13 protein-coding genes are annotated in these 13,867 nt (G+C 62.0%); 6 read left to right on the forward strand and 7 right to left on the reverse strand.

The window, feature by feature from the left end; genetic code table 11:
* Positions 1-54: 54 nt before the first annotated feature.
* From IV454_RS07005 to IV454_RS07020, 4 genes are all read right to left on the reverse strand, one after another.
* Positions 55-756, reverse strand: a complete 702-nt coding sequence (locus tag IV454_RS07005; RefSeq protein WP_206090876.1) for a transposase — start codon at positions 754-756, stop codon at positions 55-57.
* 216 nt (positions 757-972) lie between these two features.
* Positions 973-1,656 carry a response regulator transcription factor gene (locus IV454_RS07010; RefSeq protein ID WP_206090877.1) on the reverse strand — a complete coding sequence of 228 codons (684 nt, stop codon included), beginning with the start codon at positions 1,654-1,656 and terminating at the stop codon, positions 973-975.
* A 44-nt stretch (positions 1,657-1,700) separates the two neighbouring features.
* A complete protein-coding gene (locus IV454_RS07015) occupies positions 1,701-2,888 on the reverse strand; it encodes a PAS domain-containing sensor histidine kinase (RefSeq protein ID WP_229522105.1) in 1,188 nt (395 codons plus the stop codon).
* 87 nt (positions 2,889-2,975) lie between these two features.
* A complete protein-coding gene (locus IV454_RS07020) occupies positions 2,976-6,083 on the reverse strand; it encodes a DEAD/DEAH box helicase (RefSeq protein ID WP_206092584.1) in 3,108 nt (1,035 codons plus the stop codon).
* A gap of 415 nt (positions 6,084-6,498) precedes the next feature.
* On the opposite strand from IV454_RS07020, the gene IV454_RS07025 reads away from it, so the two are divergent.
* Positions 6,499-6,819 carry a hypothetical protein gene (locus IV454_RS07025; protein ID WP_206090878.1) on the forward strand — a complete coding sequence of 107 codons (321 nt, stop codon included), beginning with the start codon at positions 6,499-6,501 and terminating at the stop codon, positions 6,817-6,819.
* A 38-nt stretch (positions 6,820-6,857) separates the two neighbouring features.
* Here the strand turns inward: IV454_RS07025 and IV454_RS07030 are convergent, their stop codons facing one another.
* On the reverse strand, positions 6,858-7,853 hold the full coding sequence (locus IV454_RS07030; RefSeq protein ID WP_229522107.1) for a serine hydrolase domain-containing protein: 996 nt from the start codon (positions 7,851-7,853) through the stop codon (positions 6,858-6,860).
* A gap of 183 nt (positions 7,854-8,036) precedes the next feature.
* Here IV454_RS07030 and IV454_RS07035 point away from each other — a divergent pair, with 183 nt between their 5' ends.
* From IV454_RS07035 to IV454_RS07050, 4 genes are all read left to right on the forward strand, one after another.
* The gene (locus IV454_RS07035) at positions 8,037-10,388 is read left to right on the forward strand and encodes a Tex family protein (RefSeq protein WP_206090879.1); all 2,352 of its coding nucleotides are present in this window, start codon (positions 8,037-8,039) and stop codon (positions 10,386-10,388) included.
* 7 nt (positions 10,389-10,395) lie between these two features.
* Positions 10,396-10,875 (forward strand): GNAT family N-acetyltransferase, encoded by a 480-nt coding sequence (locus tag IV454_RS07040; protein ID WP_206090880.1) that lies wholly within the window; start codon positions 10,396-10,398, stop codon positions 10,873-10,875.
* Between the two features lie 209 nt (positions 10,876-11,084).
* Entirely contained in the window at positions 11,085-11,396 is a 312-nt protein-coding gene (grxD, locus tag IV454_RS07045) for a Grx4 family monothiol glutaredoxin (RefSeq protein ID WP_206090881.1), read from the forward strand.
* Positions 11,389-11,997, forward strand: coding sequence for a UbiX family flavin prenyltransferase (locus IV454_RS07050; protein ID WP_206090882.1), 609 nt, complete (start codon positions 11,389-11,391; stop codon positions 11,995-11,997). Before grxD ends, IV454_RS07050 begins: the two co-directional genes overlap by 8 nt.
* A gap of 54 nt (positions 11,998-12,051) precedes the next feature.
* Here the strand turns inward: IV454_RS07050 and IV454_RS07055 are convergent, their stop codons facing one another.
* Together IV454_RS07055 and IV454_RS07060 are read right to left on the reverse strand one after the other, a co-directional pair.
* Entirely contained in the window at positions 12,052-12,222 is a 171-nt protein-coding gene (locus tag IV454_RS07055) for a hypothetical protein (RefSeq protein WP_167086010.1), read from the reverse strand.
* Positions 12,223-12,557: 335 nt separating this feature from the next.
* Positions 12,558-12,965, reverse strand: coding sequence for a hypothetical protein (locus IV454_RS07060; protein ID WP_054265286.1), 408 nt, complete (start codon positions 12,963-12,965; stop codon positions 12,558-12,560).
* A gap of 494 nt (positions 12,966-13,459) precedes the next feature.
* On the opposite strand from IV454_RS07060, the gene IV454_RS07065 reads away from it, so the two are divergent.
* Complete coding sequence (locus IV454_RS07065; RefSeq protein ID WP_054265287.1) at positions 13,460-13,858, forward strand: MerR family transcriptional regulator; 399 nt, start codon at positions 13,460-13,462, stop codon at positions 13,856-13,858.
* The last annotated feature ends 9 nt before the right edge of the window (positions 13,859-13,867 follow it).

Genomic DNA, 13,867 nt, shown 5'->3' on the forward strand with positions numbered 1-13,867 from the left:
AACAAGGCTTTCTGGCGTTTCTGACAGGCGAAAAAAAACGCCCAGCGGGCGTTTTCAAGGGGCGGGAGCCTTGATTTTGAACGGTCGGCCTCGCTTTGCAGGCAATACCTGGCGCTTGGCGCGGTGTTGCAATTCTGTCTTAAAAGCATCGGAGCCCAGCGGCCAGCCCTTGAGCACGGCGGCGTTGATCTGGTCCAGCTGCTCGCGCGTGAGGGTTGGCCGGCTCAGCTCGATGTAAGCCGCTTCGCGCTGGAAGGGGGTGTTACCCAGCGCCCAATAGAGCGCATGGTCAGTGATCAGGCTGTCGGGCTGGGCGCCGGCATGGTGGGCGTAGCTCGACCAGGGGTAATTCACGGGATCGGACACAAGCTCGTTGCGCACCGGGTTGTGTTCTATATAGCGGCTGCAGAGCAGGAAATAGGCGGCGGCATCGATCAGCGAGGTTTTGAAGCGTCCCTGGAACAGGCTGCCACTGCGTCCGTACTTGGCGTTAAACCAGGGAACGTAGTAGCGGCCCACCCGCTGCATGGTTTGCGCCAGGCCTTCCGCCGTCGACGGCGAAGCGAGCAGGTGCAGGTGGTTGGGCATCAGCACGTAGGCGTGAACGGCGACCTTGAATTCCCTGGCGCTTTCCTTCAGCCAGCCGAGGAAGCGCTGGTAATCCTCGCTTTCGCGAAAGATCAGCTGGCGGTCGTTGCCGTGCTGGATGATGTGGTGCGGCTGGTTGGGGAGGACAAGGCGGGGAAGGCGGGCCATGGCGGTATGAAAGAAGGGGCGGAGCGTGACATTTTACGCAAATGCGCCCGCTCTGTCCCTCATTGAAAAAGGGCTCTCCAAGATCGCGGATGACTATGTCCCTGATTTTTAGCGCTTGGCTGAGGTGCCTTGGATACCCGCCAAGGGGGGCCGCCTGGGCCGGGGATGACGGAGCCGAGGGAAAGCTTCGTTTGTGCGCGTGGTCTGTGGACTGGCTTACGCCAGGGTGAAACCGGCGGACAAGCTGTAGCCTTCGCCGTAGGCACTGCGCAGTGGCAAGTCCTGGCCCAGGCCCGTGCGGGCTTTCTTGCGCAGGCGGTAGACCAGCATGTCGACCCGGCGGCTGGCATCGGGATCATCGCCGCCCATGCCGGCCACGATCACCTGGCGTGGCACGGGGCGCGTGTTGAGCGTGAGCAAGTGCAGGAAGTTGCACTCTTTTTCGGTCAGGTCGACCACCGCACCCATCAGTTCGAGCTGACGCGCACTGACTCGCAAGGTCCACTTGCTCGGCAATTGAGCTGCCGGCTCGGGCGGGCGCACGCGCCGGTCCAGCGCCTCGATATGGGCGGCCAGCTCCGGAAACTTGATCGGCTTGGTCAGGTAATGATCGGCGCCCAGGCGCAGACCGAGAATGCGGTTGTCGAAGGCGACCCGCCCGGTCAGCACCAGCAGGCCGATTTCGGGATACAGCTGGCGCATGCGCGGAATGACATTGAAACCATCTTCATCCGGCAAGCCGAGATCGAGCACGACCACGGCGGTCGGGGTCTTGGTCAGCGCGGCCCACATGTCGGCGGCGGTGGTCGCGACCATCACTTCATGGTTGAGCTCCGTCAGGAACTCCGCCATATCGCCGGCATAGTCGCCGTTGTCCTCAACAATCAATATCTGCGTCATGGGTTGGCCATTTTCTTCATTTCATTACCCCGTGCATCGTTTCCTTACTTGCGCGCGGCGCCTTCCCTTGTGTGTTGATTAGCGGAATTATCACTGTTGCACCCTTCTGGCGCAACTCTTTTCCCCGCCGCTCGTTGCGCGGGAAGGCAGATTTTGAACAAGGCGCCCGATGGTGTCACATTTTGGACACCGATGGTGCCTCCATGTACCTCGATCACGGAACGCGCCAGATATAAGCCCAGACCGGAACCTTGTCCCACGGCATTACTGCCCCGACAAGCCTTGCCGAAAATCGTCGCGCTCTCGGCATCCGGCACGCCATCACCATGGTCGCGCACCGACAGTTCGATACCGTCCACCGTAGCGTGACCGGACAGGACGACCGGCTGTCCGGGCGGAGAATACTGCAACGCGTTGTCCACCAGCACTTTGAGGGCGAGACGCATGCCGTAAGGCTGAACCCGGATCAAGGGCGGCAAACCATCGCACTCGACCAGCGCGCTACCGCCCGCGGCGGTAATCAGGGCGGCACTTTCCCGCAGCAGCGCTTCCGGCGCCACGGTGTCGGGCGGGCGCGTACCGCCGATCTCGTCCATGCGATCGGGCGACAGGTGCTCGTCCAGCATGCCGATCAGCCGGTCGACGGCCGCCTGGATCTTGCGGTAGCGCAGACGGGTCGGCTCGTCGGCCTGGGCGCCGGTCGCTTCGAGGCGCTGGATGGCGCCGTCGATGGTCGACAAGGGCGTACGGAACTCATGGTTCAGCATGCTCGCAAAACGGCGCTGCCGCTCGATGCGGTCGCGCGCGGCGCTGGCATCGACCAGCACCCCGACCAGCGCGTCCGGCTTGCCGTCGGCGTCCGTCAGCAGGGTGGAATGCACCTCGATGGGCACCGTGCTGCCATCGGGCCGCGGCTGGTCGAAATAACGCACGAGGGCGCGCCGGCTCTGGTCGCCCGCGTTAAAACGGGCCAGGCGTTCAGGCAATCCCGCGCACAAGACGGCGAGCGGCGTATTCGCTTCACGCGTGGAAAATTGCGCGATGAAATCTCTCGGGGCATATCCGAGCATCGTCCGGACCGACGGGCTGATGTACGACAGCATGCCGGAGCTACAGTCCACGACCCAGGCGACGTCGCCACGCAACTCGGCAATGGCTCGGAACCGTTCCATGAGCACAATGTCGCCGGTCGTCACGGGTCCCTTGCTTGCCTCACTGACACCGATATTCATGGAACGCTTTCTTTACCCACTCAACACTGACACTGCCATAGTATATCCCCGCCGTTGCGGGAAAGTACATGAACGAATGCCGGCCTGCTACTCCTCCAGCGGCGCGAAAATGGCTTGCAGGTCTTCCTGGCTCAGGCTCATTTTTTGCGACTCGCCTTCGGCCAGGATGGATTGGGCCAGATCGGATTTCTTTTGCTGCAAAAGCTGGATTTTCTCTTCCAGGGTCCCCTTGGCGATCAGCTTGTAGACGAACACGGGCTTGTCCTGGCCGATGCGCCAGGCCCGGTCGGTGGCTTGGTTTTCGGCGGCCGGATTCCACCACGGATCGTAGTGAATCACCGTATCGGCCGCTGTCAGGTTGAGGCCGACGCCGCCGGCTTTCAGACTGATCAGGAAAATCGGCACCGCGCCCTGCTGGAAGGCGGCGACCTGGGCCGCGCGGTCCTTGGTGTCGCCGGTGAGCAAGGCGTACGGAATGCGGCGCGCGTTGAGCTCTTCCTCGATCAGGGCCAGCATGCTGGTAAATTGCGAGAACACCAGGATCTTGCGGCCTTCTTCCAGCAAATCGTCGACCATTTGCATCAGATCGATCAGCTTGGCGGAACCGCTGTCTTTCTTCTTGGCGGGCAAGGCTTTCACCAGGCGCGGGTCGCAGCAAACCTGGCGCAGCTTGAGCAAGGCTTCGAGGATGACGATCTGGCTGCGCGCCACGCCTTTTTTATCGATCTCGTCGCGCACTTTCTTGTCCATTGCCAAGCGCACGGTTTCGTACAGATCGCGCTGGGCGCCCGACAATTCGACCTTGCGCACCATTTCCGTTTTCGGCGGCAATTCCTTGGCCACATTGTCCTTGGTCCGGCGCAGCAAGAAGGGGCGGATGCGGCGGTTCAGCAGTGCGCGCCGCAACGGGTCGTCCTGGCGCTCGATCGGATGGCGGAACTGGTTGTTGAAGGTTTTCTCATCGCCCAGCAGGCCCGGCAGCAGGAAATGGAATTGCGACCACAGCTCGCCCAGGTGATTTTCCAGCGGCGTGCCGGTCAGGCACAGGCGGTGGCGCGATTTCAGCAGGCCGGCGCTCTGGGCCGCCTTGGAGCGCGTGTTCTTGATGTAATGCGATTCGTCGAGGATGACAAGGTGGAACTCGTGCTCGCGCAGCTTTTCTTCATCGCGCGGCAACAGGGCGTAAGTGGTCAGGACCAGATCGACTTCCTCGATCTTGTCGAACTGTTCCAGGCGCTCCTTGCCTTGCAGCAGCAGCACGCGCAGGTCGGGGGCAAAGCGGGCTGCTTCATCCTGCCAGTTGGTCATCAGGCTGGTGGGCGCGATGACCAGGGCCGGATGGGTCAGGCGGCCGGCTTCCTTTTCGATCAGGATGTGGGCCAGGGTTTGCACCGTCTTGCCCAGGCCCATGTCATCGGCCAGGATGCCGGCCAGGTCATACTCGCGCAGGAATTGCATCCAAGCCAGGCCATCTGCCTGATAGTCGCGCAGGGTGGCCTGGAGCCCCGCCGGGGGCGCCACTTTTTGTACGGAACCGAACAAGCTCAGCTTGCGGCCGGTTTCGCGCAACTGCTCGCCGCCGAACCAGCGCAAAGCGGTTCCGCGTGCCAGTTCTTCGAGCCGGCCCGCATCCAGGGTCGAGAGCCTGACCTTGTTTTTGATCTTGTCGCTGAAATAAAGTTCACCCAAGGTGTTCAGAATCGGCTTGAGGCGGCCCCAGGGCAGCGCCACGCGCAGGCCGTCGGGCAGGGTGGCCAGCATCTGGTCGCTATCGCCGTGGGCGGCCAGTACCTCGGGATCGAAGTCGCTCGGGGCGCTGCGGATCAGTTGCACCAGCACGGGCAGCAAGGGTACGCGTTTCTGGTTGACCACGATGCCCAGCTCCAGTTCGAACCAGGCGTTGCCGGCTTCGGCCGGCTCGTCGATCTCCGCGTACCAGTCTTCAACGGCGACCACGTCGTAGCGGTATTTGCTCGATTTCTGCACATGCCAGCCAGCCTCGATCAAGCCGGCCAGGTCGCCTGCGGCAAAGCGCAGCCAGTGCGCCTGGCTTTCCAGCTGCTGGGCGCCGGCCAGGGCATTGAGCGGCGGCGTGCCCGGTTTGCGGAAACCGAGGGCGGTGAGTTCTTCCAGCGCGACAGCCTCGGCCGCAATATCGCGGGCGATGACTTCAGTCACGTCGCCCACCTGGCGCACCACGCGCTGGGCCGGGTCGAAGGAAACCCGCTCCCCGTCGTAATCGAAGGACAGCACGGCGTAATCGTGCCAGCGCTGGTGCGATCCGTCGGCCAGGGGCACGCTATCGAGCAGCAAGTGCGGATTCGGCTTGACGTCGTCGCGCAAGCGCTGGATCAGCGGCTGGGGCAGGGGCATCAGTTGCTGCAAGCCATGGGCCAGCAACAGTTGCGAGACGCGCTTCTTGTCATTGCCGCTCAGCGCGGGCGCTTGCGCCACCAGCGCCTGCAAGTCGGCCAGGGAAATATCGACACCGCCGCGGTTGAGCGCGAGCGCGCCGCAGGACAGGTTATCGATATACCACGGCGGATCGGTCGGCAGCATGTAATCGATCTGGTCGGCGGCGGTGTGGGTCGCGCCGCTGGCGGGCTGGACTTGCCAGCCGAGACGCGCGCTGCGGCCTTCCTCGCGCCACACCAGGTTGGCTTCGCGCACGGGGCCGGCCTGGAGCGGGTAGATCAAGCCGTTGGCCATGTCGGCCCAGGAATTCGCCCATAGCAATTTGTCTTGTTCCAGCAACATTTGCAGGAGGATCGCGCCGACCTTGCCTTTCGGTTCGGTCGCGCTGCCGCCCTGGGATGCGGCGCCGCTGCGCATGGCGATGAAGAAGCGCACCAGGTCTTCATCGTCGCCTTCGAGATAGGCGGGCGGGGCCGAGAGCAGGGAAAACACTTCGCTGACCGGGCTGGCGGCGGCCACTTCGCCGTTCGGGCGCAAGCGGGCCTTGCACAGGCACAGGGCGACGTGACGGCCGCCGCTGGTCGGGGCCAGGACATAGACGAACTTGTATTGGGCGACTTTGGGATCCTTGACCTCCAGGTCGAGCTTGGGCTGTGGGTGGGCGGCAGCCTCGACCCGTTGCAGCCAGCTGGCGATCGGCGCCGGCAAGGCCGACGCGTTGGCGTGCGGCGCAGCGGTGGCAGGGCGTCCTTCGCGGGGTTCGTCGCGCGTTAAATCCATCGTGTGCATGTGTTCTGTAAGGGCAATATCGGAGACGATAACACCCGATATTATCCGACATAAAGAGGCTTGTGTTCTGTTCTCTTTCGCACGCAGGGGCGCGTGTCCGGCAGCCAGGGGCTGGCGAATCGCATTCATGCTCAGCGGGTAAATAGTCGTGCGGTGGCGACCGAAATTAACCATGGACGACCTGCGCCCTTCACTTGCCACGAAAGAAATATTTCTTATACGCACTTTTTACACTGATGGTTCATGAAATTTCCAGCAGCGCAGTTCTGTAGAATCGTCGCTTTTCAGCCCTTGAGCGACGGAATAATCTGGCAATCCGTCTTGTCGACAAACTGAGCAAATGGTTTGTTGCCACACCTCCGAGTACGCCGATAGAGCACCAAAATCCTTAAGGTTAAAATTCTTAATGAACCTAAAAAACCGCGTTGTCGGTGCATTCATTGCCCTGGGAGTTACTGGTGCAGGAACAATCATTTTTCCTTTTGCTCTGGTTATTTTTTTACGAGGACACCATTGGGAGATCATCTATCTATACGCGTCTATTCCATATTGCGGAGGCGTCGTGCTGGCTGTGGCTGCCTGTTTCGGATTCTTAACGGGTGCAGGCCAAGTTCAATACGTATTGAGTCAAATGTTTTTTTACTCAGAAAATGTCAATGTGGCATTAGCGATAGCTGCATGGAGCGCGCTCATTGTCAGTGGCACGTTCGGATATTGGCTTGCGTGACGGGATAAATATCTACGATACTGACGAGCAGGGAAGCCTCACGCCATTGCCGCCAGCATGCGCTCCATGTCCGGTTCCGCGCTGTCGCAGTTGGCCAGATAGATCACGGACAGCCGCCGCGCCGGCATCCGCATCAGCAGTGTATGAAAGCTCCACAAGCAGCCACTATGAAAAACCACATCGGTGCCCTCACGCCGAATGATCTCCAGCCCGAAACGATACGGCAGCGCCGTGCCATCCACCAAAGGCGATGGCTGCAGCATCGCATGCAGCAGGCTTGCGCAATCGGCCCACTGCCGATGCCACTCACGCTCCCACAGCACCAGTTCATCGGTGCTGGCATACACCCCACCGTCGCCAACCGTATTCGCGTTCCCCAGATGCTGTTTGTACCGGCGTGGCCGCGCCGCATCCGCCGCGTAACTGAACACACGGTGCGCAAGCACATTGCTGCGGTCATCGTCAAACCCCATCCGTTCAATTCCCAGCGGCTTGAACAAGGTCTCGTATGCAAAACGCGCCGGCGACAATCCACTCAGGCGTTCAATCAATGCCGCGAGCAGGATGTAATTGCTGTTGCTGTAGCCATGCTTTGTGCCGGTCGGAAAATCGACCGCATCGAAGCACGCAATCATCTTCAGAATCAGCGCATTATTAAAATAGTCGGCTTCATGCCGCCCCAGCTGGCACGCTAAAAACTGAAAATAATCGGGAATCCCGCTGCTGTGATTGAGCAGCGAGCGTAACGGAAACGTCTGCTCCATCCGCGCCAGTTCCGGCAGATGCGCGCACACATCGTCATCGAGTCCCATCCTCCCGGCGCGCACCAGCGCCAGCACGCAGGCCGCCGTAAACTGCTTCGATTCCGACGCCAGATAATAAGCCGATTTTCCCGACAGCGGCACCTCCAGCTCCAGCGACGCCAGCCCATGATGCAACTCGCATACCACCGCATTTTCCTCCAGCACGACGGCACTGAAACCCGGGCCATCCGCAGGTAATGTCGATTGAAGTTCGAGAAAATACTGGCGCAATTTTTTTATCGTGATGAACGCTGATAACGGGACAGGAAAGGCACTGTACACTGCGCGGTATCAATCAGCTAAACCAGCGGCCAAACCAGCGGCCGCCCTGCACACCGTTCGAGCACTGTCAAGACTGGCGCATTCGCCGCGATTGCGTATCATTCCGTGCTTGACTCACCAGGATGTTCACCCATGCTCCCAACTATCGAACAACGCCTCGCCATAGAACTTGCCGCCAAGCCTGTACAAGTTGCCGCCGCCATTGCCCTGCTGGACGAGGGCGCCACCGTTCCCTTCATCGCGCGCTACCGCAAGGAAGCGACCGGCGGGCTGGACGATATCCAGTTGCGCCTGCTGGAAGAACGCCTGCGCTACCTGCGCGAGCTGGAAGACCGGCGCGCCGCGATCATCTCGTCCATCACCGAACAGAACAAGATGACGCCGGCCCTGCTCGACGCCGTCACCCACGCCGAAGACAAGACCCGGCTGGAAGACCTCTACCTGCCCTACAAGCAGAAGCGCCGCACCAAGGCCCAGATCGCGATCGAAGCGGGCCTGGCGCCCCTGGCCGACAAGCTGCTGGGCGACCCGACCGTCGCCCCGGAAGAAGAAGCCGCCAACTACCTGCGCGACGCCTTCACCAGCGACGACGGCAACAACCCCGGCGTGGTCGACACCAAGGCCGCGCTGGACGGCGCGCGCCAGATCCTGATGGAACGCTTCGCCGAAGACGCAACCCTTCTGCAATCGCTGCGCGAATACGTGCGCGAACACGGCATCGTCGAATCGAAGGTGGTCGAAGGCAAACAGGATGAAGGCGAAAAATTCGCCGATTACTTCGACTACTCCGAAACCATTTCCACCGTTCCCTCGCACCGCGCGCTGGCCCTCTTGCGCGGCCGCCGCGAAGGCGTGCTGGACGTGGTGCTGCGCCTCGACACCGAAGCCGAAAAGCCGAAATGGGACGCGCCGCACAACCCGTGCGAAGGCCGCATCGCCGCGCGCTTCGGCATCAAGAACCTGGGCCGCCCGGCCGACAAATGGCTGGCCGATACGGCCCGCTGGACCTGGCGCGTCAAAAGCTTCATGCACCTCGAAACGGAGCTGATGGGCGCCCTGCGCGAACGCGCCGAACTCGATGCCATCAACGTGTTCGCCCTGAACCTCAAAGCGCTGCTGCTGGCCGCGCCGGCCGGCCCGCGCGCCACCATGGGCCTGGACCCGGGCTTGCGCACCGGCGTCAAGGTGGCCGTGGTCGATGCCACCGGCAAGGTGGTCGACACCGCCGTCATCTACCCGCACCAGCCGCGCAACGACTGGGACGGTTCGCTCCACGTGCTCGGCGCGCTGGCCGCGAAACACAATGTGTCGCTGATCTCGATCGGCAACGGCACCGCCTCGCGCGAAACCGACAAGCTGGCGCAAGACCTGATCAAGCAGCGCGCGGAACTCAAGCTCACCAAGATCGTCGTCTCGGAAGCCGGCGCCTCGGTCTACTCGGCCTCCGAATTCGCCTCGCGCGAACTGCCCGACATGGACGTGTCGCTGCGCGGGGCGGTGTCGATCGCGCGCCGCCTGCAAGACCCGCTGGCCGAACTGGTGAAGATCGATCCGAAATCGATCGGCGTGGGCCAGTACCAGCACGATGTCAGCCAGACCCAGTTGGCGCGCTCGCTCGACGCCGTCGTCGAAGATTGCGTGAACGCGGTCGGGGTGGACGTCAACACCGCCTCGGCGCCGCTGCTGGCGCGCGTGTCGGGCCTCTCCTCCAGCGTGGCGCAGGCCATCGTCACCTACCGCGACCTGAAAGGCGCCTTCACCTCGCGCGCGGACCTGAAAGCGGTGCCGCGCCTGGGCGACAAAACCTTCGAACAGGCGGCGGGCTTCCTGCGCGTGATGGGCGGCGCCAATCCGCTCGACGCCTCGGCGGTGCACCCGGAATCGTATCCGCTGGTGGAAAAAATCCTTGCCGATATCAAGAAGGAGATGAAGGCCGTCATCGGCGACGCCTCGCTCCTCAAGACACTCAATCCAGCCAAGTACGCGGATGACAAATTCGGCGTGCCGACCATTACCGACATCCTCAAGGAGCTGGAAAAGCCGGGCCGCGATCCGCGCCCCGAATTCACCACCGCCACCTTCAAGGAAGGCGTGGAAGAGATCCGCGACCTGCGCCCGGACATGATTCTGGAAGGCGTGGTGACCAACGTGGCCGCCTTTGGCGCGTTCGTCGACATCGGCGTGCACCAGGATGGACTGGTGCATATCTCGGCGCTGTCGAACACCTTCGTCAAGGACCCGCACACGGTGGTCAAGGCTGGCCAGGTGGTGCGCGTGAAGGTGCTGGAAGTGGACGAGAAGCGCAAGCGCATCGCCCTGACCATGCGCCTGACCGACAGCGCGCCGCAGGCCGGCTCCAAGCCCGAGCAGCGCGGCGACCGCACCGACGGCAAGCGCCTGGCGCAGCACCAGCAGAAGCAGGACCGCGCGCCGGCACCGGCCGGCGGCTCGATGGCGGCAGCCTTCGCCAAGCTGCGCGGGTAAGCCGTCCATGATCGCCATCGCCGCCTGCGATCCGGACAGCCCTGATGCCCGCATCCTGATCGAGGAACTGTCGGCGGCGCTGGCGGCGCTCACGGGCGACAGCGGCAAGGCCTCGTTCGCGGCCGACGATACGCGGGTGGCGCGCTCGCTGTTCGTGGTGGCGCGCGGCGCGGCCGGGCAAGCGCTCGGCTGCGCGGCACTGCGCCCGCTCGATGACGACGTGGGGGAAGTCAAACGCATGTTCGCGCGCCCCGGAACGAACGGTGTCGGCGCGGCCTTGCTGGCGCACGTGGAGCAGGCGGCGCAGGGCCTCGGCTACCGCCAGCTGTGGCTCGAAACGCGCAAGGTCAACACGCGCGCCGTGGCTTTCTACGCCAGGCACGGTTACAGTGTCATTTCCAACTACGGTAAATACGTCGGGCGCGATGACGCGGTTTGCCTGGGCCGAATCCTGAAGGCTACCTCCGTCGTTCCCGAGCAGGGCTAGGCGCCCCCACGGCAACCCAAGGTCGTGGCGCAGTCACGGGCTAATCAGAACTTGGGTTCCCGCCTGCGCGGGAACGACGGTGGTGGGTACCCCTACGCCAAAGTAACTAGCCGGCGGCTACATCCAACGCCGCCGGCCCCCAAACGTCCACCCCCCGCCGTTTTCTTATAAAATGGCGGCATCTAACCTATTTCCCACCGAGGCAAGCCATGAGCGACGTAAAAACCTGGATCAAAGAAACCGTAACCGCCACTCCCGTGGTGCTGTTCATGAAGGGAACCGCGCAGTTTCCACAATGCGGCTTTTCCGGCCGTGCCATCCAGATCCTGAAAGCCTGCGGCGTCGAGAACATCGCCACCGTCAACGTGCTGGAAGACCCGGAAGTGCGCCAGGGTATCAAGGACTATTCGAACTGGCCGACCATTCCCCAGCTCTACGTCAAGGGTGAATTCATCGGCGGCTCCGACATCATGAACGAGATGTTCGAATCGGGCGAACTCAAAGCCCTGCTCGATGCCTGATGGTCGCCCGCGGCGCCTGGTTGTCGCCATCACCGGCGCCACCGGCGCCGTGTATGGCGTGCGCTTGGTGCAGCAACTGGCCGCCACACCCGGCATCGAAACCCACCTGATCGTCTCCGACGCAGCCGTCCTGACCCTGCACCAGGAACTGGGCATGCAGCGCCGCGAGGTCGAGGCGCTGGCCCATGTCGTGCACAAGAACCGCGATGTGGGCGCCTCGATCGCCAGCGGCTCGTTCCAGTCCGACGGCATGGTGATCGCGCCCTGCTCGATGAAAACCCTGGCCGCCGTGGCCCTGGGCCTGTCCGACAACCTGATCGCGCGCGCCGCCGATGTGGTGCTCAAGGAGCGCCGCCGGCTGGTGCTGATGGTGCGCGAAACCCCGTTCAACCTGGCGCACCTGCGCAATATGACGGCGGTCACGGAAATGGGAGGAGTGATCTTTCCACCGCTGCCGAGCTTTTATCACAAGCCGGAAAGCATCGACGAGATGGTCGATCATACGGTGGGACGGGTGATGGACCTGTTTGGGGTGGAGCATGCCCTGGCCCCGCGCTGGGGCGGCATGAAAGCCGGTTCGGACACGACGCCGGACACCTGAGGCGTGCGGGCGGCCGCGCCAGCCTGGCGCCGGCGCTTCCTTGCCGGGCGTTGCTCAGCGCTTGTCGAACTGCCAGCTGTCGGCCTTTTTCAATTCTTTTGCTTCCTCGACCATGCGGCGATGCTGGATGCGCTTGCGCATCACTTCCGCATGCTGCGCCGCAGTCATCGGGGGAACGGTCATCAGGTCCTTGAGCTGCGCGGTGTTGCTGTAGTTACTTTTCATAAGGCGGCTGAATCCTCGGCTTGGTGCGTAACGGGATGACAAGACTACAAGTGCTGCTGCGATTATGAGCCACTATTCCGGTTTTGGGCGGCACAATATAATTTCATTCCCAAAAGAAACTCTACCCGTGGTCTGACCATTGTGCATGAATTTTATGGCGTCGCCATGACAAATCATAAAGCCGCGTCGAATTTGTAGAGGACCGGGTCAAGGTAGGGGGGTGGAGGCGGCGCGGACTGCGGCCGTGATCAGCCAGCGGCCCAAAATCAGGCGCGTCAGCGTGACAAGAATAGTTTTAGATCAACGCTATCATTGCCGACATATATGTTAAATCGCTACTTTTGGTAATTAATGCGTACCAGCATGCGAATGAATTCTCTCGCAATTTGACGATGATGCTCGTCCAAACGCTGTAAATCGGCGATTAATTTCACGTCGGCCGATTCGAAGCGTGACAAACCGGCTGCGCCGTCGCCGTTGGCGGCGGCACTTTCGTCGCCGCCAAAGCGCAGCCATTCCGCCGGCACGCCCAGCCATTGGGCGATCATGCGCAGCTTCTCTTGGGTGGGTATAGCCTCTCCCACCAGCCATTTCCGGGCGGCGTGCACTGTAATCGGCCGTCCATCGAAGCGAATGTTAAATTCCCGCGCCAAGCGTGTGGGACTGTCGGGTGAGTAGTGGGCGTTCTTCAGTGCCTGCTGCAGGCGTTCACTAAAGCTTTCCCGTTCGTTGGATGAATTCATGGGTGGCACTATTTCACGCAACGGCATGAAAGTCAGTCTCTTCACAGTTGAGACCAATTGTGACAACTCCCACTTTGCATGTAACAATTTGGCAGGCATTGTACATGTCCGGGACGCGGTCGGCGGGCGCGAAAAATCTTGATTGATAAACACTGATTTGCGCGGTCCGGTCGGCGCGAAAGTCACTTGGTCGACCAAATCAGTGTAGATCGCCCCAACCCGGCGTCCCCTGCGCACGATCACGCGGTTTGTGCTGGATCAGATGCAAATACATGAGTCCGGTATAGCAATCCGGTCCAAACACGGCCGCGGGCCAAGGCCAGGGGCGAACGGAATGGCTGCGGCGGGAACCCCATCTTTCGCGTTCGGGATGGCGGCAGGCACGCTACAATAGGTTGACGTTGACGTAAACGGAAGCCAATACGCATATTCGCGCAGGCGATTTCCGCGCCGTCTCCTCCCACCGCCGCTTCTTATTAGTTGATGAGCCACTGATGTCCCTACGTACCTATACCATCGCCGAACTGGCGCGCGAATTCGACATTACCGCGCGCGCCATCCGTTTCTACGAAGACCAGGGCTTGCTGCGCCCCAGCCGCGAAGGCGTGGGTGGACGCAACCGGGTCTACACGGCACGCGACCGCACCCATCTCAAGCTGACCTTGCGCGGCAAGCGCCTCGGCCTGACCTTGTCGGAAATCAAGAGCATCGTCGACATGTACGAGTCGCCCAAGGATACTGCGGCCCAGATGAACCGCTTCCTCGGCGTGCTGGCCCACCAGCGCGAAACCCTGGAGCGCCAGCGCGAGGATATCGACATGGCCCTGGCCGAAATTGCCGCCCATGAAGAAGAATGCCGCCGCATGCTGGCCGAAACCACCGCCAACGCCTGAGGCCACAAA

The organism is Massilia antarctica, assembly GCF_015689335.1.
In the GTDB taxonomy this organism is placed as follows: Bacteria; Pseudomonadota; Gammaproteobacteria; order Burkholderiales; family Burkholderiaceae_D; genus Telluria_A; species Telluria_A antarctica.